Below are 20306 nucleotides of genomic sequence, written 5' to 3' on the forward strand. Positions count from 1 at the left end.
CACCGCGCCGACGCGCTTGACCCCTTCATCGAGCACTACAACACTGAACGGATCCACTCGAGCCACGGGCTCACGCCCGCGGCCCGAGTGTCACCAACGTCATGACCCAGTACACCTAGAGCGCGCGCAGGCGGATCCGCTCACCCTGGAGGATCCGCGCGCCGTATCGCTGCGGGTCGCCCGCGTCCGTCCATGTCATGCGGCCATGGTGCCACGGTCCGGGTGCGGGTCGGGGGCGGCGATCAGGTGCCGGGCAGCGTGAGGGTCAGGATCCCGTCGCGCACCTCGACCGTCGTGCCGCGGTGGTCGCGCACGCGGGGGAGGTCGACCGTGGTGTCGCTCTCGTGGTCGCCCACGATGACCACGCGCATGCCCGCGGCGAGGCCCGCGCGGATGCCGGCCTCGGCGTCCTCGTAGACGATCGCGTCGGCGGGGTCCACGCCCAGGCGCGATGCCGCGAGCAGGTAGCCGTCCGGGTGCGGCTTGCCGTTCTCCACGTCCTCGGCGGTGACGAGCAGGTCGGGCACGCGGATCCCGGCGCCGGTGAGGCGGGCGCGCGCCAGCTCGCGGCCGGCGCTCGTGACGAGGGCGTGGGATCCGGCGGGCAGCGCGGCCACGAGGTCGCGGGCGCCGGGGATCTCGACGGTCGCGGGGCTGCCGTCGAGCTCGAGGCGGTCGAGCTCGGCGAGGAGCGAGGGCACGTCGGTGCCCTCGGGCGCGTACCGGGCGATGCTGTCGGCGGCGCGCACGCCGTGGATCCCGCGGATCAGCTCGGCGGGGTCGTGGCCGAAGCGGTGGGCGAGCATCGTCCAGATCTCCTCGACGAGCGCGGTCGAGTCGACGAGCGTCCCGTCCATGTCGAGGAGGAGCGCGCGGGCGGTGAGCGTGACGGGGGAGGACATGGGTCCAGTCTCCCGGACGGGCGGGGACGGCACACGGCGGGTGGAGGCGGTGGGCGCCGTCGGCGTGCGCTCCGCGTCCGCCCTGTAGAGCGGCCGCACGAGCATCGCGGCCGGTGCTGCACGGTGTCGGGATGCCCGCCCCCATCCGGATCCTGTTCTCCTTCGCGCGCGGGAGGGGGCACCTCGGCCCCCTGATGCCGCTCGCGCGCGCCGCCCAGGCCCGCGGCCACGCGACCGACCTGACCGGCACGCGCGTCGTCGTGCTCGCGCAGACCGGCTTCGCGCGCCTGCACCCCGACGCGACGGGCGAGGGCCGCGACGACGAGGGCACGGGCATCCTGGCGCGGCCGGATCCCCACCGCGCCTACCCGCGCATGGCGCAGGTGTTCCTGGGTGCGTCGGCGGACGCGGCCGCGGAGCGCGTGGGGCGGATCATCGCGGAGCGGCGGCCGCACGTCGTGGTGTGCGACGAGCACGACTTCGGCGCGATGGTGGCGGCCGAGCGGGCGGGGGTGCCGCGGGTCGCGGTGGAGGTGCTCGCGACGGGGTACGCGGGGTGGCGGCCGGACCTGCGAGACGGGCTCGGGCGGCTGCGCGCGGCGGCGGGGCTCGCGCCGGATCCCGCGCTCGCCATGCTCGACGGCGACCTCGTGGTCGTGCCGTTCCCCGCGTCGCTCCGCGGGCCCGAGGCTGTGCCGCGCCCCGTGCTGCGCGTCCGGCCGGAGCCGCCGGAGACCGCGGCCGCGCATCCGGCCGCTGCCTGGCTCGCCGCTGGCGACGAGCCGCATCGCGCGTACGTGACGCTCGGCACCGAGTTCAACGTGCGGTCGGGCGATCTGCTGCCGCGCATCGCCGTGGGGCTCGCGACCCTGCCGGTGCGGACGCTCGTGACGGTGGGGCCGGGCGTGGATCCCGCCTCGCTCGGCTCGACGCTGCGCCTGCGCGTGGAGCGGCACGTGCCGCAGGGCGCCGTGCTCGGGCTCGCCGACGCGGTCGTGTGCCACGGCGGATCCGGCACGCTCACGGGCGCGCTCGCGCAGGGGGTGCCGGTCGCGGTGCTGCCGATGGGCGCGGATCAGGTGCTCAACGGGCGGGCCGCGGAGCGCATCGGCGCGGGGCGGATGCTCGACGCAGCCACCGCGACCCCGGCCGGCATCGCGGCTGCGGTGGCGGCGCTGCTGTCCGACCCGGCCGTCGCGCGCTCCGCCGCCGACGTCCGGCGCGAGATCGAGGCGCTGCCCCCGGTGGAGCGGGCGCTCGACGCGATCGAGGCGCTGGCGGCGGGGCGCTCCGCCTGACGCGTGCGGCGGGACCTCGGCCCCACCCGCCTCCGCGACTCGGGCACGATGGGAGGGGCGGCCGGCCCGGACGCGAGGACGCCAGGGGGACGGCATGCGCGACGACGACGCGGAGGCAGCGAGGATCCGGACGCTCGCCGGCATCGCGGCCTTCACGCTGATGCTGGGGCTGCTGATCGTGGGGCTCCTCCCCGACCTGTCGACGCTGGGCGGCCGTGCGGGTGGGACGCCCGCCTGGTTCGGCGCGTGCCTCTTCGCGCTCCTCGGCCTCGCCGGCCTCGGCTGGGCGGCGTTCCGCGCGATCCGCCTGCGGAGGCGGACGCGTGCCTGATCTGCTGGAGAAGGCGCTGCAGGTCGTGACGATCGTGTGCCTCATCGGCATGGGCGTGAGCTCATTCCGCGCGCTGAACCACACGTCGCGGACGAACGAGCCGGCGCCGAGATCCATGTACCTCGCCGCCCTGCCCTTCGCCGTGGTCGGCCTGCTGGCCATCATCGCTGGCTTCGCGTTCGACTGAGCGGCATGTCGTCGCCCGAACGGCGTAGCGAAGCGCGGTGTCGCTAGCATCAATCCACACCCCCGGCGGCTTCGGCTTTCGGACGCGAGGCTCCTTCCGCGGAAGGAGCCTCAGCTTCTTCTCCTCCACTTCCGGTCGTGCGACTCCTTACGGCAGGTCGCCATCGGCACCCATCGGTTACGGCTCCCGCCGGGCCCGGCCGCCCGCCGCGGGCCGCCCGTAGCCTGGGGGCATGGCGGGATCCACCGGGCGCGGGCGCGCATCGCACCATGTCGTCATCGGCGCGGGGCTCGCGGGGGCGGCGACCGCCTGGCAGCTCGCGAGCCGCGGGCACGAGGTCACGGTGCTGGAGCGCGACCGGCCGGCGGGCATGCTCGGCAGCTCGCACGGGTCCGCGCGCATCCTCCGCTACGCCTACGACGACCCCTTCTACGTGCGCCTCGTGCGCGACGCCCGCGTGCTCTGGGACCGCCTCGAGCGCACCACGGGCGCGCGGCTCGTGACGCCGACCGGATCCGTCGACTCCGGCCTCGTGCGCCGCCCCGCCGAGCTCGCGCGCGTGCTCGAGCGCGTCGGCATCGAGCACGAGCTGATGGGCGCGCGCGAGGCCGAGGACCGCTGGCCCGAGATGTCGTTCGACTCCGACGTGCTGTTCCACCCGGCCGCGGGCGTCGTCGACGCGGAGACCGCGGTGCGGACGATGCTCGACCTCGCCGTCGCGCAGGGCGCCGTCGTGCACGAGGGCTGGGAGGCGGTGTCCGTCGCGCGCGTCGGCGCGGGATTCGCCGTGACCTCCGACGACGGCCGCCGCGTCGAGGGCGACAGCGTCGTGGTGGGCGGGGGTGCCTGGCTGCCCGAGCTGCTCGGCGGCGCGCTGCCGCTGCCGCGTGCCGCGCTCGACCGCATCCCACCGCTGCGCGTGCGGCAGGAGCAGGTGTTCCACTTCCCGTATCGGCGGAGTGCGTACATGGACGGCCCGCGTGCCCGGCCCGTGCCGACCTCCATCCACATGGACGAGCGCATGCAGGTCTACGCGCTGCCCGGCGGACGCGACGCAGACCACCGCGGCCACAAGGTCGCCGAGTTCGACGGCGGGCGGGTGATCCCGTCGGCCGCGCACCAGGACGGCGTCGTGGATCCGGCCAACCGCGCCCGCGTCGTCGACTGGGTGCGCCGCAACCTGCCGGGCGTCGAGCCCGTGCCGTACGCGGAGGCGACGTGCCTGTTCACGAGCACGCCCAGCGAGGACTTCGTGATCGACCGGGTCGACGGGATCACGATCGTCTCGCCGTGCTCCGGCCACGGCGCCAAGTTCGCGCCGCTCATCGGGAGCCTCACGGCGGATGCAGCGACGGGCGAGCGCGTCGAGCCGCGGTTCGCGCTCGCGCCCTGACGCAGGGCCCGATCAGACCTTCTGCGCGCGCCCGCGGCCGCCGGTGCGCACACGGGTGCGGCCCGGATCCCGCGTCTCCGTGCGCTCGGCGGAACGCTCCCGATCCGCCGCCAGCCGCGCCAGCTCCTCGCGCAGTCCGGAGACGCGCTCGTCGCGTCCCTCCTCCGGGAACGCGCCGGGCAGCAGCTGCGGGGAGAGGCGGGCGCGCACGATCTGCTCGAGCGCCGAGTCGCGCGCGATGACCAGCACCTCGCGGAGCGCCTCCGGGTCGCGCGACAGGGCGCCCAGCCGCTCGACGATCTCCTCCGCGATCTCGGCGCGGAGCCGCAGCCCCGGCACGTCGCCCTCGCGGTAGTCGTCGGGCCGGCGTCCCTTGCCGTCGCGGAGCGCCGCGCGGTCGCGGGCCATGCGCAGCCGCTCCGCCTCGCCGCGCTTCTCGCCGATGAGCTCTGCCAGCTCGCCGCGGAGCGCCTCGATGAGCGACTCCTCGTCGTACGGGCGCCGCTCCCGGAGCGTGCGCATGATGATGAGGTTCACCATCTGGATCCGGAGCGCGACGCCGACGAGCAGCAGCGCCTCCTCGACGAGCACCTCCTTCTGCGCCGGATCCGCGGCCACGCGGGCGGCGACGGAGGGCGGCGGGGCGCCGGGCTTGGAGGACTTCTCGGGGCGGATGCGGGGCCGGGGCATGACGTCCTCCCGGTCCGCTCGCTCCACCGGCGAGGTCCTCCCAGGTTACGCGGAACGGCCGACATCGTGGCGGGCAGCGCCCCCATCCCCGTGCGGATGCGCGGCCGTCACCGGTGGTCGGCGCCCGGCCGTCGTCAGCCCATCCGGCGCTTCAGGAACGCGAGCGTGCCGAGCTCGTCGTCGATGCCGCCGCCGTCGTGGCCGTTGTACTCCCACTCGACGATCTCCTTCTCGCCCGCGTAGGCGTTGAACGCCCCGTAGACGGTGGAGGGCGGGCAGGTCGCGTCCATCAGCCCGACCGAGAAGCGGGCGGGCGCGGTCGCGCGGCGGGAGAACGCGACGCCGTCGAAGTGCCGCAGCACGGCGTGCACGTCCTCGCCACGACCCCGGTGCGTCTTCAGGTAGTCGACGACCTCGTGGTACGGGTACGCGTCGGTGATGTGCGTGGCCCGCTCGATGTCGCTGAGGAACGGCACATATGCGGAGACCGCGGCGAGGTCGTCGCGGAGGCCGGCGACCGCGAGGGCCATGCCGCCGCCCTGGCTGCCGCCCTGCACGGCGATGCGCGCGGGATCCACGACGTCGAGCGACCGCGCCACGTCGACCGCGCGCACGGCGTCGGTGAACAGGCGGCGGTAGTAGTAGGTCTCGCGGGAGGCGATGCCGCGGGTCATGAAGCCGGGGATCGCGGGACCGGCCTCGCCGTGGTCGGCGGTGTCGCCCGCGCTCCAGTACGAGCCCTGGCCGCGGGTGTCCATCTGCAGGTGGGCGAAGCCGGCGGCCGCGTAGATCAGCGTCTCCTCGGCGCGACCACGGCCGCCGCCGTAGCCGACGTACGAGACGACCGTGGGCAGCGGGCCGGTCGCGCCGCGCGGGGTGCGGAGCCAGGCGCGCACGTCGGTGCCGCCGGATCCGGCGAAGGTCACGTCCTGCACGTCCACCAGCGCGAGGTCGGTCTGCACGGGCGCCAGCCGCACGTCGAGGTCGTGCTGCGCGGCCTCGGCGAGGGTGTCGGCCCAGAACGCGTCGAAGTCCTCCGGGTCGACGTGGCTGCTGACGTGCGCGCGGGCGGCGTCGACGGGTTCGATGAGCATGGATCCTCCGGGCGTTCGGCGGTGGGCGGGCGGGTGGGTGGGTGGCGTCCGCGTGCAGGTGGGCCGCGTCGCCTCGATCATCATGCCCGCCTGCGCGCCGGGTGGCACGGGCCGGGTGGCACGGGCCGGGCAGCGCCGCGCGGCGTCGGCTCAGCGGAAGAGCGGCGTCCCGTCGGCGGGATCGACGAGCTCCGCGTCGAGGAAGGTCCAGATCCACTCCCGCGCGCGCGTGTTGTCGAGGCCGGGCACCTTCTGGGAGAGCTGCGTCGCGATCCCGTCGCTGTAGGCCGCGAGCTTCAGCGCGACCTCGGGCGCGTCCACCGTCCGGAAGACGCCGCGCTCGACGCCGCGGCGGATCGTGCGGACCAGGCACGCCTCCCACACGCGGATGCGCTCCAGCCGGTCGGCGGTGAGGCCGGGCTGGCGCGCCACGGTGGTCCAGTAGTCCGACCAGAGCCGCCAGTGCGCCTCGGCCTCGACGGTGCCCGTGAAGAGCGGCTCGACCAGCAGGCGGATGGCGTGCACCGGATCGGGATCCGCGTCCACCTCCTCGACGATCGACGCGTAGAAGCGGTCCGTCTCGAGCACGACGACCTCGTCGAGGATCTCCGCGACGCTCGCGAAGTGGTAGGTCACGGTGCCGACCGAGACGTCGCCCTCCGCCGCGATGTCGCGGAGGCCGGTGGCGGTGAGGCCCTGGCGGAGGATCACCGCGCGCGCGGCCTCGACGATCATCGCGCGCCGCACCTCGGGCTTCTCGCGCTTGCCGCCGCGGCGCGCGGCGCCGGTGGTGCCGGCGGTCGCGGTGGTGCCCGCGCTCGCGCTCGTCGCGGTGCCCGCGGTCGTGCCCGCCCCTGTGCCCGCGCTCACGCGGAGGTCCGCGGCACGAGGTCGTCGAACACGCGGTCGGCGACGAGCACCTCGGAGGTGCCCGGGCCGCCGTCGCGCGCCCACGCCCGCAGCGTGTTGACCACGCGGAAGGCGTCGGCGTCGGCGGTCACGCGCGAGGTCGTCTCGAGGCGTGCGCGCCAGCCGAGCTGCTCGAGGCCGATGGCCCAGCGCGACTCGGCGACGGCGGACGTCGGGTCGCCGTCGGTGATCCGGTAGGTCTCGCGGCTCGACTCGGTGAACACGAGGCCGTCGGGGTAGATCCGGGATCCGCCGTAGCCGGGGTCGACGTCGAGCGTCCACTCGCCGGTCGCCAGGTCGTGGGTGACGCTGCGCTCGGGCAGGCCGGAGTCGTCGGGGATCCGCTCGATCGCCATCGGCGTCGACTGCACGGCCTCCTCGAAGCGCACGCCGTCGTCCTCCGCGCGCGTCCAGACGGGCAGCGTCACGGAGCTGCGGGAGGGCGCGACGGCGAGGGTCGCCTCGCGGGCGTGGGGCCAGATCCACGGCCAGTACGCCGACGAGACCGCGATGCGCATCCGGTGCCCGGCCGGGAACGCGTGCCCCGTCGAGACGAGCGCCACGCGCACGACCTCCTCGGAGCCCGGGACCATCGGGTCGTTGCGGGCGCGGTCGATCCGCGTGTTGAGGTTGAGCGCCCCGCGCGTCACGAGGGTGGACGCGCCGTCGGGTGCCACGTCGCAGAGCCGCACCACGAGGTTCGCGTCGGGCAGGTCGCTCGTGACCGCGAGGTCGACGAGCACGTTGCCGAGCACGTCCAGCGGCTCGTCGAGCAGCAGGTCGAAGCAGACGGAGAGGCCGTCCTCGGCGCGCTGGTCCGGCGGCAGGTCGGTCGCGTTGCCGAAGGGGAAGAAGCGGCCGGCGTCGAGCCCGGTGCGCTGGGGCGAGCGGACCACGACGGCATCGCCCGCGGCGGCCGGCCCGTGGAACGCGGACAGCGGCAGCACGGGCTGGGCCGCGACGGACGCGGGCGGCGGCCACGACTCCGCGGCGACCCAGCGCCCGGTGCGCTCGGGGTAGCTCGTGGCGGGCGGCTCGGAGTCGCTGATGAAGGCGCGGAGCGCGGGATCCGCCTCCACCCCGGTGTCGACGCCCTTCAGCCAGCGGTCCCACCAGCGCAGCGTCTCCTGCAGGAAGCCGATCGACGGGCCGGGCGCGAGGCCGCGGTCCGGGTACTGGTGCGACCACGGGCCGACGATGCCCTTCACCGGGCCGGGCAGGTTCGCGACCAGGCGGAGCACGGCGTCGCGGTAGGGATCCGCCCACCCGCCGACCGCGAGCACGGCCGCGCCGATCGAGCCGTAGTCTTCGCACACGCTGCCGTGCCGCCAGTAGTCGTCGCGCTCCTGGTGCGCGAGCCAGGTCGGCGTCATCGGCCGGTTGGACTCGAGGCGCTCGCGCCAGCGGTCCACCCAGCCGGCGCCCACGACCTCGGGCCGAGGCGGCCGGGAGTTGAACGCGAACATCGTCGCGCCCCACGCCGCCATGTCGATGCCGAGCACCGCGCCGCCCATGTAGTGCACGTCGTCGTCGTACCGGTCGTCGGTGGAGCACACCGTGACGACGGCCTTCAGGGCCTCGGGCGCGCGGGCCGCGAGCTGCAGGCCGTTGAAGCCGCCCCACGAGATCCCGAAGACGCCGACGGCGCCCGTGCACCAGTCCTGCGCGGCGATCCACTCGATCACGGCGACGCCGTCGTCGAGCTCCTGCGCGGAGTACTCGTCGACGAACAGGCCGTCGGAGGATCCGGTGCCGCGGATGTCGACGCGAATGGACGCGTAGCCGTGGGCCGCGTACCAGGGGTGCCGCTCGCTGTCGCGCGGGGCGGTCCAGTCGTCGAGGCGGTAGGGGAGGTACTCGAGGAGCGCCGGGACGGGTGCATCGGTGGCGGGCGCCCAGATGCGGGCGTGGAGCGGCGTGCCGTCGGGCATCGGGATCCAGACGTCGCGATGCGTCACGGCGGCGTCAGCGGCTCCGGCCTCGGTCGCGCTCGTCTCGTGTGCGGCGTCGGTCATCGTGCGTCCTCCCAGTCCCGGATCCGGTGCCCGTCGCCGAGCTCCCTCCACCCTCCACCCGCGGCGTCGCGCCAGGTGGCCGTCACGTCCTCCACAGTCGGCAGCTCGGTCGCGCCGGGTTCGAGCGTCGCGGCGAGCAGCTGCCGCGTGTAGGGGTGGTTCGGCCCCTGGAACACGCGCTCGGTCGGGCCGATCTCCACGATCCGCCCGCCGGTCATCACGGCCACGCGGTCCGCGACGCCGCGCACGACGGCGAGGTCGTGGCTGATGAAGAGGCAGCTGAGGCCCTTGTCGCGCTGCAGCCTGGCGAGCAGATCCAGGATCTCGGCCTGCACGCGCACGTCGAGCGCGGTCGTGATCTCGTCCGCGATCACGAGCTGCGGTCCGGCCGCGAGCGCCCGGGCGATCCCGACGCGCTGCCGCTGGCCGCCCGAGAGCTGGCTCGGCAGCCGGGCCGCGAAGTCCGGTGACAGCCCGACCTCGGTGAGGATCTCGCCCACGCGCTCCGCGGAGGCCCGGCCCGTGAACAGCTTGAGCGGCCGGGCGATCGCGGCGCCGACCGTGCGCCGGGGGTTGAGCGAGGTATCCGCGTTCTGGAACACGAGCTGCACCGCGCGCCGCAGCTCGGGCGAGCGGCCGGCGACCGCCCGGGTCAGGTCGCCCGTGACGCCGTCGCCGGTGAAGCGGAACGTGCCGGACTCGGTGGGCACGAGACCCGCGAGCGCGGTCGCGAGCGTGGTCTTGCCGCTCCCGGACTCGCCGACGACCGCGAGCGTCTCGCGCGGCGCGATGGTGAACGACACGTCGGACACCGCGGGCGGCAGTCCGCGCGCGTACCGGACGACGAGGCCGTCGGCGGCGACCATCGGGGCCTCCGAGTCGGGAGCCGGAAGAGGGGCGGCGGTCGCCGGACCACGCGGGATCGCCGCCAGCAGCTCCCGCGTGTACGCGTGCTCGGGCGACGCGAACAGCTCCGCGGTCGGCCGGTGCTCCACGATGACGCCGTCGCGCATCACCGCGATCTCGTCGACCATCGTCGAGACGACGCCGAGGTCGTGGCTGACGAGCAGCACCGCCATGCCGAGCTCGCGGGCGAGGTCGCGGATCAGGGTCAGCACCGCGGCCTGCGTCACGACGTCGAGCGCGGTCGTCGGCTCATCGAGCACGAGCACCCGGGGGCGCGCGGCGACGGCCATCGCGATCGCGATGCGCTGCTGCTGCCCGCCGGACAGCTGGTGGGGGTAGCGCCGCACGATGGTCGCGGGGTCGGGGAGGCGCACGAGCCGGATCAGCTCCTCGACCCGCTCGTCCTCGCTCGGCAGCCCGTGGCTCTCGAGCGCCTCGCGGAGCTGGCGGCCCACGCGCATGGAGGGCGTGAGCGCCTGGCCGGCGTTCTGCGCGACGACCGCTGCGGTGCCGCCGCGGAGCTCGCGCGTCGCGGCGGGCGAGAGGGCGAACACGTCGTCGCCGGCGACCTCCACGGATCCGCCCACGATGCGGGATCCGCGGCGCAGGTGCGCGAGCAGCGTCCGCGCGACGGTGGACTTGCCGCTGCCCGACTCCCCGACGAGCCCGAGCGCGCGCCCGGCACGGATCTCGAAGCTCACGCCGCGGACCACCGGCACGTCGGTGCTCCCCGCCGCGTAGGAGATCGCGAGGTCGGCGACGCGGACGACGGTGCCGAGCCGCACCTGGCCGGTGAGGGTGTCTTCGACGTTCCCGGGCATCACGCCATCCCCCTCTGCGCGCGGTCGACGCCGAGCGACTTGCTGAGCCCGTCGCCGCTGAGGTTGAGGCCGACCACGAGGGTCGCGAGCGCCACGATCGGCGCGAGCGTCCCGAGCGGCACGACCGTGAGGGCGGTGCGGTTCTCCTGCACCATCAGCCCCCAGTCGGGCGTCGGCGGGTTCGCGCCGAAGCCGAGGAAGGAGAGCGTCGAGATCAGCAGCACGATCCACGAGGCGCGCATCGCGTACTCCACGAGCACGACGTCGAGCACGTTCGGGAGGATCTCGCGGAAGACGATGCTCAGCGGCCCCTCGCCCCGGGCGCGCGCGGCCGTGACGTAGTCCTGCGTGATCACGGTCCGCGCGGCCCCGCGCACCACCCGCGTCACGGCGGGCGCGTACACGACGGTCACCGCGAGCACGATCACCCAGAGGCCGGATCCGAACACGGTCACCACCACGAGCAGCGCGAGGATCGACGGCACGCTCAGCAGAGCGTCCACGATCCGCATCACGACCTCGTCGAGCCAGCCCTCCGCGTACGCCGTGACGCAGCCGACGACCGTGCCGACCGCGACCGCGATGGTGGTCGCGAGGAACGTGACGACGAGCGCGTAGCGGCCGCCGTTGAGGGTGCGGGAGAGCACGTCGCGGCCGTACTGGTCGGTGCCGAGCCAGTGCGCCCACGTCGTGCCGGAGAGCACGTCGGTCGAGTCGGTCACGACGGGGTCGTGCCCGGCGATCCACGGCGCGAGCACCGCGAGCACGACGTGGATCGCGATGATCCCGAGGCCGACGGAGAGCGCCGTCGACGCCCGGAGCGGGGTCGTCCATCCGCGCAGGCGGCCGCCTCGGCGGGTGGGCAGGGGCGTCGCGGTCATGCGCGGGCCTTCCGTCGGGTGGATCGGGATGATCGGGTGGCGGATCGGGCGGGCCGGGTGCGGCGGGCGCGCTGCCGGGTGCGGAGCCGGGGATCCAGCGCGAGCGCGATGAGGTCGGCGGCCAGGTTGCAGACCACGTACACGCCGGCGCTCAGCAGCGCGATGGCCTGGATCGTCGGCAGGTCGCGCGTGAAGACCGACTCGAGCATGAGCTTCCCCATGCCCGGGTAGTTGAAGACGTTCTCGACCACGACCACGCCGCCGAGCAGCCACGCGACGTTGAGCGCGACGACGTTGAGCGTCGGCAGCAGCGCGCTCGGCACCGCGTGCCGCCACACCACCTGCCGCGTGGTGAGCCCCTTGAGCTCGGCCGTCGTGACGAACTCCGAGGCCATGACGTCGATCGTCGAGGAGCGCATGGTGCGCACGATGTAGGCGGCCATGGCGAGCGTCAGCACGATCACCGGCAGCGCCACCGAGGGCAGCAGCTCGGCGACCGTGGCGTCGCTGCCGCGGAGCACGACGGCGGGGAACACCGGGATCGTGATGGCGAACAGCAGCACGAGCACGGTGGCGACCATGAACTCGGGCACGCTCATCACCACGAGGCTCACGATGCTGATGACCGAGTCGCTCGCGCGGCCCCGGCGCACGCCCGCGACGACGCCGAGCACGAGCGACAGCGTCACGCCGACGAGCATCGCCGGCACCGCGATCAGCATGCTGTTGCGGAAGGCGACGAGCAGGGTCGGCGCGACCGGATCCCCGCTCACGAGCGAGGTGCCGAAGTCGCCGTGCGCGGCCCCCAGCAGCCAGTCGCCGTACCGCAGCCACACGTTCCGGTCGAGCCCGAGCGACTCGCGGAGCGTCGCGACCGCCTCGGGCGTCGCGTCCTGGCCGAGGAGCTGCTGCGCCACGTCGCCGGGCAGCAGCTGGATCGCGAGGAACACGAACAGCGAGGCGAGCACGATCGTGAGGATCGCGGTGCCCAGGCGGCGGGCGACCTGCACGGAGACGTTCATCGGCGGAATCCGATCGTGAGGTGGTCGAACTCGAAGCCGTACTCGCGGTAGTTCACGACGTCGCGGGAGATGCCGACGAGCCGGTCGCCGAACATGGGCGTCATGTCGGCGCTGTCCTCCACGACGATCCGCTGCGCGTCCTGGTAGAGCATCCGGCGCCGGTCGTCGTCCATGGTGGCGCGGGCGTCGTCGAGGAGCGCGTCGAAGGTCGGGTTCGACCACGCGCTCTCGTTGCAGGAGGAGCCGGTGCGGAAGATCTGGTTGAGCAGCTGGTCGATGGGCCGGCCGGTGAACCAGTAGCTCACCATGAGCGGCTTCTGCATCCAGATCTCCGTGTAGTATAGGAGTCCGAGGACGCGTTGGTGACGGTGAGGTCGATCCCCGCGGCCTTCACCTGGTCGCGGTAGGCGACCGCCATGGGCGTGAACACCGACTCGTAGCTCGAGGTGTGGATCGTCGTCCGGAGCCCCGGCACGCCCGCCTTCGCGAGCAGCGCCTTCGCCTGCTCGGGGTCGTAGGCGCGGTCGACGTCGACGAACGCGGCGAGCGACGGCGGCACCGGGTTGTCCCAGCCGGCGGTGCCCGTGCCCTGCAGCGCGGTCGCGAGGATCTGCTCCGGGTCGTAGGCGAGCTTCATGGCCTGGCGCACGAGCGGGTCCTGGAACTCGGCGCTCGTGGCGAGCATCGGGATCGTGTACCACTGCGCGTTGTCGACCCGCGCGACCGTGGCGCGGCTCGACGCGGAGACGACGCGGGCGGTCGCGAAGTCGAGGTTGGTCTGCGAGATGAGGTCGATCTGCCCGGCGAGCAGCGCGTTCACGCGGGCCGTCGTGTCCTGGATGGAGGAGAAGTCGATGCCGTCGAGCACGGGTCGCCCGGCGAAGTGGCCATCGAAGGCCTCGACGCTGCCGGATCCCGCCGGGTGGAACGACGAGAGGCGGAACGGCCCCGTGCCGATCCCGGTGCTGCCGATGGTCGCGATCGCGTCGGCCGGCACGATGTAGCACTGGTACGCCGTGAGCAGCGACGGGAACTCCGCGTTGGGGGTCTTCAGCTGGAAGACGAGGGTGAGCGGATCCGGCGCCGACATGCTGCCCGGGTCGAGCATGTCACCGAGCACGCCGCCCTGCGGGGACGCCGTCGCGGGGTCGATGACGTGCTGGATGGAGGCGATCGCGTCGGCCGCCGTGAACCTGGTGCCGTCGTGGAAGCGCACGTCGCGGCGGAGTCGGAAGGTCCAGGTGACGCCGTCGGGCGACGCCGACCACTCCTCCGCGAGGTCCGCGACGGTCTGGCCCGTCTCGTCGAGCTTGACGAGCCGGTTGTAGAGGGCGCCGAGGTACTCGTACGCGGACAGCGAGCTGGCGGAGTCGAGCGTCTCGGCGGCGGATGCGGCCGGGCGCGCGACCCGGAGGCGGCCGCCGGGCACGGGCGTGCCGGTCGCGGCGGCCTCGGGGATGGTGGTGCTGCTCGCGCCGGTGCTGCATCCGGTGAGGGCGAGCAGGCCGAGCCCGGCGAGCCCGGCGATCCCCGCGGTGCCCGCGAGGACGGCGCGGCGGCTGGGAGTGCGCGGCCGGTCCGGACGGTCGGCGATGCGCAGGGTGCGCGCGCTCGCGCCGGCGAGCGTGGCGCGGGTGGTGACGATCGATGGCATCGGGACGGGCCCTCCTCGTTATCGTTCAGGTGAACGATAGGCGAGATGCGGGCCCGTGGCGAATGCGGGGGCGCGCGCGGGCTCGGCGTCCGTGCGCGCCCCGGCCGTCGTGGGGTCTGCGCGATCAGCCGGCGGCGGGCGCCTGCACGTCGAGGATCCAGGTGACGCCGAACCGGTCGGTGAGCATCCCGAAGCCCGCCGACCAGGCGGATGCCGCGAGCGGCTCGATCACGGTCGCGCCCTCGGCGAGCCCGCGCCACAGGCCCTCGATCTCGTCTAGCGTCTCGCCCCGCACCGACTGGAAGAAGGTGCGGTCGGTGATCGTCGCGCCCTGCGCGCGCGTCGTGGTGCCGGCGATCGCGCTGCCGTCGGCGTCGTCCTGGCCGGGCACGTCGTACGCCATGAGCCGGAAGCCGTCCGCGGTCTCGAGCTGGCCGAAGACGACCTTGTCCGCGCCGGGGGCCTCGGCCGGCATGCCGAAGTCGGAGTAGGCCGTGACGGCGACCTGCCCGCCGAAGACGCCCTGGTAGAAGTCGAGCGTCTGGCGCGCGGTGCCGCGGAAGTTGAGGTGGGTGGTGGTCGTGATGGTCACGGTGTCTCCTCGTGTGGGTGCGGGCCGGGGATCGGACCGCTGAGGAGCACTCTCCCGGGAGTGGAGGTCAGGGACGGTCCTCTACTCCGGCCAGACTGGATCCATGATCGGGAGCTCGTCGCGGATGCTGTCCCTCCTGTCGCTGCTGCAGACCCGGCGCGACTGGCCCGGGCGGATCCTCGCCGAGCGCCTCGAGGTCACCCCGCGCACCGTCCGCCGCGACGTCGAGCGGCTCCGCGAGCTCGGGTACGAGATCCGCTCGGTGAAGGGGCCGGACGGCGGCTACCGGCTGGCGGCCGGGGCGGAGCTGCCGCCGCTGCTGTTCGACGACGAGCAGGCCGTCGCGATCGCGGTCGCACTCCAGGCGGTACCCGCGATGGGCGTCGACGTCGACGAGGCGGCGGCGCGTGCCCTGGCGACCGTGCGGCAGGTCATGCCGTCGCGGCTGCGACACCGGGTCGACGGGATCCGCTTCACGGGCGCGGAGCCGGAGCCCGGGCCGGGGTCGGGCGCCGAGCCCCGCGTGGATCCGACGGTGCTGGAGGCCGTGAGCGCGGCGGTCCGCGACCGGCTGACGCTGCGCGTCGACCTGGCCGACCGCGTCGGGCAGGAGGGATCGTCCCGACGCGTCCAGCCGCACGCGATCGTGGCCCGGCGCTCGCGGTGGTACCTCGTGGCGTGGGACCTCGACCGTGACGACTGGCGCACCTTCCGCCTCGACCGAATGCTGCCGCGCACGCCGGCGGGCCCGCGGTTCGCGCCGCGGGAGCTGCCCGCGGCGGACGCGCGGACGTTCGTCGCGGCCCGGGCGAAGGGATCCGAGGCGGAGGACCGCTGGCCGTGCACGGGCGAGCTGCTCGTCGAGCTGCCCGCCCGGGCGGTCGCGCCGTGGATCGGCGACGGCGAGATGGAGGAGGTGTCGGCGACCTCGACGCGGATCACCGTCGGCTCGTGGTCGTGGACCGGGGTCCTCGCCGCCGTGGCCCGCTTCGACGCGCCGTTCTCCGTGATCGAGCCGGAGGAGCTGCGCGAGGCGGCCGGCGTGCTGGCCGCGCGCCTCCGCTCCGCGCAGGAGCCGCCGCGCGCCTGACGGGAGCGCGACGCCCTCAGCTCACGTGCACGTCCGGCCGCCGCGACCGCACCGGCTCGGCGCGCCGCAGCACCTCGCGCGTGACCGGGGCGACCTCGCCCGTGCCCGTCACGAGGAAGCGCAGGAGGTTGCCGAGGGGCGACCCCTCCGTCCACTCGAAGTAGACGCCGGGCTTGACGCCCGTGAGGTCGCCATCGCGGCCAGGCCCTCAAGAGTCGTGAGTCCATGGGTCGGGCGGGCGATCGGTGGAGAGGAGCCTGTGAGCGTGGGCCGGTCAAGTCTTGGGTGGGGTGCGAGTCGACTCTGCTGGCGAGCGGGGCGACGACGGTCTCCGCATCGGAGCCTCCCCGCACAGGGCGCGACGTCTGTGGCGACATCGCACCCCGCGCCGGGCAGGATCACGAGGATTCCTTAGGTGACGTAGAAGGCGTGACCCGTAAGTCAGTACCCGCGCGGTGTGTCGCGCCTGTCGCTCTCGCGTCGTTCCTCGGTGACCGGCTCAACACCTTCGCGTCGCCTTCGAGCCCGGTACTCCAGGAATCCGACGATCAGAAGGACCCCAGTGGCACCGATCGCGATCCCTTGGACAAGAGCCCGCTCGGTGGGAAGGACGATGCTCAGAGTCCCGACCCCGATCAAGATCACGAAATAGAGGACATCCGATGGCCTGGCGTTCTTGATCTTGTTCACTACCGCCTCATTCGCAATTCGAATGATCAGTGCGGACCCAGGGGCGGTTGGCCTCGATACGCGTCTGGTAGCAGGTCGAGAACCCGTAGGTTCCGGAATTGTACGCGTCTCTCACGAAGCCGATGATGTCTCCGAGCTTCGGTGCCCCGAACGCCGCGCAGCCAGCGATGATGAACCACTTCACTGCACTTGGGATCTTCGAAGACGCTGCGCACAGTCCAGCGACACCTGTTGATCCGAGGAATGCGGCTGCAGCAGCGATCGCACGCATCTGCGAGCCCAGGAGGTTCACGTAGAAGCCAACACCTTGGGCAGCGTTGCCGAGGCCGAAGGTGACGAGCGGATCCACGGCGACGGGGAACGCGGCGTGATCGGGATCGACGGTCTGAGTGAGCGTGTCCCCAGCGAGTGAGAAGTGGGTCGCGACCGGGCGACCATGGGCATCGACGGCCCACGGAGCGTCGATGTGCCCGGCCGTGATGCTTCCGGCGCCAGGCTCGAGAGCGGACACAATGTCAAATCCGGTTCCGCGGGCCACAGCGTGGAAGCCATCGGGGAGGCGGGGGGAAAGGAGGTCGAGCGGGCACCATCGCGCAGTACGGTGACCGCTTGCACTTCTCCCGAACGGACTTGGACCAGGGACTCCTCTGGCAAAGCCGACGTGACGCTCACCGCCCGGCGGCGGTGGGAAGGGCGGCGGCGGGGGTCAGACTGCTCGGAGCTGACCAGTCGAGCCCGACGCGTTCGCGTTGACCGACGGCCACGAGCGCTCTATCTATTACTGCATGAGTTGACTGGTCGTTCGTCCTGTCAGCTGCCGAGACGGCTTCGGCCGTCAGGCCGTTGACGCAGATGGTAACTGCCAGAGCGAGGAGCATCGTTGCTCCCCGGACATGAGCTTTCATCGGGTTCCATTCGATTTGCGACGCCCAGCGGCGTCGCGCCGAACATACGCATTCGGGAGGCGCGTGCGCCGAGCTCCTGCACAGGCGTGGCACCGCCTCAGCTCACATGCACGTCCGGCCGCCGCGACCGCACCGGCTCGGCGCGCCGCAGCACCTCGCGCGTGACCGGGGCGACCTCGCCCGTGCCCGTCACGAGGAAGCGCAGGAGGTTGCCGAGGGTGACCCCTCCGTCCACTCGAAGTAGACGCCGGGCTTCACGCCCGTGAGGTCGCGCACGGCGAGGAGCACCGCGGCGATCGTGTTGGGGACGTTGCCGCTCGTGACCTGGAGCACGCGGAAGCCGCAGCGCACGATGCCGCGCACCACGAGGTCCTCCTCGAACTCGGACGAGTCGCCCGGGGTCACCTCGAGGAAGATCACGGGCGCGCGCGCCGGGATCCCGCTGTCGCGCCGCTCGTCGCTCGCCTTGCGGCGGTACTCGGCGATGCGCTCCTCCTCCGTCAGCGCCTCGTCGGGCTCGTCGGGCTCGTGCGCGATGATGCTCACCGCGCCGTAGTCCTCCGCGTCCTCGACGACGAAGGCGCGCGCCCGCTCGTCCATCGTGAGCGAGGTGGCGCGCAGCTGGAACGAGCGCTGCACGCGGCTGACGATCGAGACCACGAGGATCCCGAGGATGAACAGCGCCGCGATCCGCACGCCGTCCGGCCGCTCGATCACGTTCACCACCGTCGTGTACGCGAACACCGTCGCGATGACCGCGAAGCCGATGGTGCGCTTCCGCTGCCCGGCCTTCCGCGCCGACAGCGTCACCGCGACCGACGCCGAGGTGATGAGCACGAGAACGCCGGTCGCGTAGGCGCCGGCCTGCGCATCCACATCGGCCTGGAACACGAGCGTGACGATCACGGCGATGGCCGTGAACACCAGCACGAGCGGGCGCACCGCCGCGGCCCAGTGCGGCGCCATGCCGTAGCGCGGAAGGTAGCGCGGCACGATGTTGAGGAGCCCGGCCATCGCGGAGGCGCCCGCGAACCAGAGGATGCAGATGGTGCTGATGTCGTAGAGCGTGCCGAAGCCGTCGCCGAGGAACTGGTGCGCCAGGTACGCGAGCGCGCGGCCGCTGGCCTTGCCGCCGTCCTGGAACTCGGCCTACGGGATCAGCAGGGTCGTCACGAAGCTCGACGTGATGAGGAACGCGCTCATGATGAGCGCGGCCACCGTGAGCAGCCGCTTCGTGCCGTGGATACGGGCCCGCGGCACCCCGTCGGCGTCGTCCTCCCCGCGCACCTGCGGCATCACGGCGACGCCCGTCTCGAAGCCGGACAGGCCGAGCGCGAGCTTCGGGAAGACGATGAGCGCGATGCCCACCATCACGAGCGGGTTGCCGTGCTGCGCCGTGAGGGCGGCCCACCAGTCGTCGATGACGACGAGGTCCTCGGCGACATGGAAGAGGGAGACGACGATCACGACGGCGTTGAGCGTCAGGAACACGCCCACGAGCACGACCGCGATGGAGATCGCCTCCTTGAAACCCCGCAGGAACACGAACGCGAGCGCGGCCAGCAGCACGAGGGTCAGCAGCACCTCGTTGCCGGAGAACCACGCGGGCGCGAACGGGTTCTCGACGGCGTGCGCGGTCGCATCCGCCGCCGACAGCGTGATGGTGATGAGGAAGTCGGTCGCCGCGAACCCGAGCAGCACGAGCACGAAGAGCTTGCCACCCCACCAGGGGAGGAGCCGCTCGAGCATGGCGATGGATCCCTCGCCGCGCGGGCTCTCGCGCGCCACCCGCCGGTAGACGGGGAGCGCGCCGAGCAGCGTCAGGAGGATGAGGACGAGCGTTGCCAGCGGCGACAGCAGACCCGCCGCGACCGCCGCGATGGCCGGCTGGTAGCCGAGCGTGGAGAAGTAGTCGACGCCCGTGAGGCACATGACGCGCCACCACGAGTGCGTCTTCTCGACGGTCTCGGCGTGTGGGCCGGGGTGCGCGCCGGACGCGCCGGGCAGGCCGTCGAGGAGCCAGGCGGTGATCCCGTCGCGGGCGCGCCGCTGCTCGGGCGCGCGCAGCAGCTTCGGGGCGCTCACGAGCGGGCCGCCGAGGTGGCGGAGCGGAGCGGGGACGTCATCTGACCGTGATCCGGGCAGTGCACGGGGGATCCTCCTGAGGCGGCGCCGGGACCCCGTCTCGCGGATGCGACGGTCGGGCCCGGCAGCATCGTCGGCCCATCGTGCCGCTGCCGGGCGGGAGGCGGGTGGGCGTGGAGCGTGCGGTCATGCGGGGGACGGTTCGCGGATGGTGCGGCGGGCGGCGGGACGGCCTCGAAGCGCCCGTCGACAAAAATGTCGGTATAAGAGCGAGGGCACGACAAGCGAGGACGGAACCGAGCCCAATGATGGCGCTTATTCCTAGCGCTGTTCCTTCTTTGTCAATTGGTTCAGTCTCATGATGACCCTCCTTCCGGCTTCGACAGCGGCGTGCAGTTTTTCGAGCTGCTGATGATTCAGTGATACGGGCGTACTTGCTCCGTCCGGCAACCGGCATCTCCCGACCGCGGCCGCGAACTGCTCGCTTAGCCGGGCGAGGCGCCCGTCGGCAAGCTGCTCTGCCCATTCGTCGAGTCGTTCCACACGAACGTGAGAGCCAGGCGTACTAAGAGCAAGCAGGTGGTCTGCGTGTTGCTCACCTCGACTGAGGGTGTTCAAAAGCTCATTCACAACAACTCGCAGTTCTGGCGGCACGTTGGAGACTCGTCGCGCTGTGGCCTCTCGGTTCGTCTGGACCAACGCGAGGACGCTGATGCCGATGCTCACAATAGACGCGATCAGTGCGATCCAGTCGACACCGGGAGCGCTCGGGGATGCGGAGGCCAACACGGCTTCGGTCAGCATGCCTTCTCCGTCTGCCGACCACCGGTATCGTCTCTGG

General features: G+C 73.1%; 19 protein-coding genes and 2 pseudogenes. 6 read left to right on the forward strand and 15 right to left on the reverse strand.

Going from position 1 to position 20306, the window contains the following annotated elements:
- Positions 1-105: pseudogene (locus HDR73_RS14415) on the forward strand (IS481 family transposase); the annotation flags it as partial.
- A gap of 137 nt (positions 106-242) precedes the next feature.
- On the opposite strand, the gene HDR73_RS14420 reads toward HDR73_RS14415, so the two are convergent.
- Positions 243-902, reverse strand: coding sequence for an HAD-IA family hydrolase (locus HDR73_RS14420; protein WP_012298216.1), 660 nt, complete (start codon positions 900-902; stop codon positions 243-245).
- A gap of 131 nt (positions 903-1033) precedes the next feature.
- Here HDR73_RS14420 and HDR73_RS14425 point away from each other — a divergent pair, with 131 nt between their 5' ends.
- From HDR73_RS14425 to HDR73_RS14440, 4 genes are all read left to right on the forward strand, one after another.
- Complete coding sequence (locus HDR73_RS14425; RefSeq protein ID WP_049791977.1) at positions 1034-2200, forward strand: glycosyltransferase; 1167 nt, start codon at positions 1034-1036, stop codon at positions 2198-2200.
- 94 nt (positions 2201-2294) lie between these two features.
- Entirely contained in the window at positions 2295-2531 is a 237-nt protein-coding gene (locus HDR73_RS14430) for a hypothetical protein (RefSeq protein ID WP_012298218.1), read from the forward strand.
- A complete protein-coding gene (locus tag HDR73_RS14435; RefSeq protein WP_012298219.1) occupies positions 2524-2718 on the forward strand; it encodes a hypothetical protein in 195 nt (64 codons plus the stop codon). Before HDR73_RS14430 ends, HDR73_RS14435 begins: the two co-directional genes overlap by 8 nt.
- A 232-nt stretch (positions 2719-2950) precedes the next feature.
- Positions 2951-4111: an FAD-dependent oxidoreductase gene (locus HDR73_RS14440; protein WP_012298220.1), complete on the forward strand. Its 1161-nt coding sequence runs from the start codon at positions 2951-2953 to the stop codon at positions 4109-4111.
- A gap of 12 nt (positions 4112-4123) precedes the next feature.
- On the opposite strand, the gene HDR73_RS14445 is transcribed toward HDR73_RS14440, so the two are convergent.
- From HDR73_RS14445 to HDR73_RS14490, 10 genes are all read right to left on the reverse strand, one after another.
- The gene (locus tag HDR73_RS14445) at positions 4124-4801 is read right to left on the reverse strand and encodes a coiled-coil domain-containing protein (protein ID WP_106408713.1); all 678 of its coding nucleotides are present in this window, start codon (positions 4799-4801) and stop codon (positions 4124-4126) included.
- A 134-nt stretch (positions 4802-4935) separates the two neighbouring features.
- Positions 4936-5895 (reverse strand): acetylxylan esterase, encoded by a 960-nt coding sequence (locus tag HDR73_RS14450; protein ID WP_041464377.1) that lies wholly within the window; start codon positions 5893-5895, stop codon positions 4936-4938.
- A 150-nt stretch (positions 5896-6045) separates the two neighbouring features.
- Positions 6046-6765 carry a TetR/AcrR family transcriptional regulator gene (locus HDR73_RS14455; protein WP_012298223.1) on the reverse strand — a complete coding sequence of 240 codons (720 nt, stop codon included), beginning with the start codon at positions 6763-6765 and terminating at the stop codon, positions 6046-6048.
- Positions 6762-8819 (reverse strand): CocE/NonD family hydrolase, encoded by a 2058-nt coding sequence (locus tag HDR73_RS14460; RefSeq protein ID WP_012298224.1) that lies wholly within the window; start codon positions 8817-8819, stop codon positions 6762-6764. Before HDR73_RS14460 ends, HDR73_RS14455 begins: the two co-directional genes overlap by 4 nt.
- Positions 8816-10546 carry a dipeptide ABC transporter ATP-binding protein gene (locus HDR73_RS14465; RefSeq protein WP_223842721.1) on the reverse strand — a complete coding sequence of 577 codons (1731 nt, stop codon included), beginning with the start codon at positions 10544-10546 and terminating at the stop codon, positions 8816-8818. Before HDR73_RS14465 ends, HDR73_RS14460 begins: the two co-directional genes overlap by 4 nt.
- Entirely contained in the window at positions 10546-11427 is an 882-nt protein-coding gene (locus HDR73_RS14470) for an ABC transporter permease (protein ID WP_012298226.1), read from the reverse strand. The genes HDR73_RS14465 and HDR73_RS14470 overlap by 1 nt, the downstream gene beginning before the upstream one ends.
- Positions 11424-12449, reverse strand: a complete 1026-nt coding sequence (locus HDR73_RS14475; RefSeq protein ID WP_012298227.1) for an ABC transporter permease — start codon at positions 12447-12449, stop codon at positions 11424-11426. The genes HDR73_RS14470 and HDR73_RS14475 overlap by 4 nt, the downstream gene beginning before the upstream one ends.
- A complete protein-coding gene (locus HDR73_RS14480) occupies positions 12446-12772 on the reverse strand; it encodes a hypothetical protein (protein WP_223842722.1) in 327 nt (108 codons plus the stop codon). Before HDR73_RS14480 ends, HDR73_RS14475 begins: the two co-directional genes overlap by 4 nt.
- On the reverse strand, positions 12751-14103 hold the full coding sequence (locus HDR73_RS14485) for an ABC transporter substrate-binding protein (protein ID WP_223842723.1): 1353 nt from the start codon (positions 14101-14103) through the stop codon (positions 12751-12753). Before HDR73_RS14485 ends, HDR73_RS14480 begins: the two co-directional genes overlap by 22 nt.
- 124 nt (positions 14104-14227) lie before the next feature.
- On the reverse strand, positions 14228-14695 hold the full coding sequence (locus tag HDR73_RS14490) for a VOC family protein (RefSeq protein WP_012298228.1): 468 nt from the start codon (positions 14693-14695) through the stop codon (positions 14228-14230).
- 103 nt (positions 14696-14798) lie between these two features.
- Here HDR73_RS14490 and HDR73_RS14495 point away from each other — a divergent pair, with 103 nt between their 5' ends.
- On the forward strand, positions 14799-15785 hold the full coding sequence (locus tag HDR73_RS14495) for a helix-turn-helix transcriptional regulator (RefSeq protein ID WP_012298229.1): 987 nt from the start codon (positions 14799-14801) through the stop codon (positions 15783-15785).
- A 441-nt stretch (positions 15786-16226) separates the two neighbouring features.
- Here HDR73_RS14495 and HDR73_RS14500 read toward each other — a convergent pair whose 3' ends face one another.
- The 4 genes and pseudogenes from HDR73_RS14500 to HDR73_RS14515 form a co-directional block, all read right to left on the reverse strand.
- Complete coding sequence (locus HDR73_RS14500) at positions 16227-16475, reverse strand: hypothetical protein (protein ID WP_041464378.1); 249 nt, start codon at positions 16473-16475, stop codon at positions 16227-16229.
- Between the two features lie 7 nt (positions 16476-16482).
- Positions 16483-16986, reverse strand: coding sequence for a hypothetical protein (locus HDR73_RS14505; protein WP_049791890.1), 504 nt, complete (start codon positions 16984-16986; stop codon positions 16483-16485).
- Positions 16987-17477: 491 nt separating this feature from the next.
- Positions 17478-19465, reverse strand: a pseudogene (locus HDR73_RS14510) (APC family permease).
- A 321-nt stretch (positions 19466-19786) separates the two neighbouring features.
- A complete protein-coding gene (locus HDR73_RS14515; protein ID WP_012298230.1) occupies positions 19787-20269 on the reverse strand; it encodes a hypothetical protein in 483 nt (160 codons plus the stop codon).
- Positions 20270-20306 lie beyond the last annotated feature (37 nt).

Source organism: Clavibacter sp., assembly GCF_014802555.1.
In the GTDB taxonomy this organism is placed as follows: domain Bacteria; phylum Actinomycetota; class Actinomycetes; order Actinomycetales; family Microbacteriaceae; genus Clavibacter; species Clavibacter sepedonicus.

What these genes read in the sequence shown, in the direction of transcription:
- HDR73_RS14420 (WP_012298216.1), bottom strand. Translation starts at nt 902, where the DNA reads ATGTCCTCCCCCGTCACGCTCACCGCCCGCGCGCTCCTCCTCGACATG.
- HDR73_RS14425 (WP_049791977.1), top strand. Translation starts at nt 1,034, where the DNA reads ATGCCCGCCCCCATCCGGATCCTGTTCTCCTTCGCGCGCGGGAGGGGG.
- HDR73_RS14430 (WP_012298218.1), top strand. Translation starts at nt 2,295, where the DNA reads ATGCGCGACGACGACGCGGAGGCAGCGAGGATCCGGACGCTCGCCGGC.
- HDR73_RS14440 (WP_012298220.1), top strand. Translation starts at nt 2,951, where the DNA reads ATGGCGGGATCCACCGGGCGCGGGCGCGCATCGCACCATGTCGTCATC.
- HDR73_RS14445 (WP_106408713.1), bottom strand. Translation starts at nt 4,801, where the DNA reads ATGCCCCGGCCCCGCATCCGCCCCGAGAAGTCCTCCAAGCCCGGCGCC.
- HDR73_RS14450 (WP_041464377.1), bottom strand. Translation starts at nt 5,895, where the DNA reads ATGCTCATCGAACCCGTCGACGCCGCCCGCGCGCACGTCAGCAGCCAC.
- HDR73_RS14460 (WP_012298224.1), bottom strand. Translation starts at nt 8,819, where the DNA reads ATGACCGACGCCGCACACGAGACGAGCGCGACCGAGGCCGGAGCCGCT.
- HDR73_RS14465 (WP_223842721.1), bottom strand. Translation starts at nt 10,546, where the DNA reads ATGCCCGGGAACGTCGAAGACACCCTCACCGGCCAGGTGCGGCTCGGC.
- HDR73_RS14470 (WP_012298226.1), bottom strand. Translation starts at nt 11,427, where the DNA reads ATGACCGCGACGCCCCTGCCCACCCGCCGAGGCGGCCGCCTGCGCGGA.
- HDR73_RS14475 (WP_012298227.1), bottom strand. Translation starts at nt 12,449, where the DNA reads ATGAACGTCTCCGTGCAGGTCGCCCGCCGCCTGGGCACCGCGATCCTC.
- HDR73_RS14480 (WP_223842722.1), bottom strand. Translation starts at nt 12,772, where the DNA reads ATGCAGAAGCCGCTCATGGTGAGCTACTGGTTCACCGGCCGGCCCATC.
- HDR73_RS14485 (WP_223842723.1), bottom strand. Translation starts at nt 14,103, where the DNA reads ATGCCATCGATCGTCACCACCCGCGCCACGCTCGCCGGCGCGAGCGCG.
- HDR73_RS14495 (WP_012298229.1), top strand. Translation starts at nt 14,799, where the DNA reads ATGATCGGGAGCTCGTCGCGGATGCTGTCCCTCCTGTCGCTGCTGCAG.
- HDR73_RS14515 (WP_012298230.1), bottom strand. Translation starts at nt 20,269, where the DNA reads ATGCTGACCGAAGCCGTGTTGGCCTCCGCATCCCCGAGCGCTCCCGGT.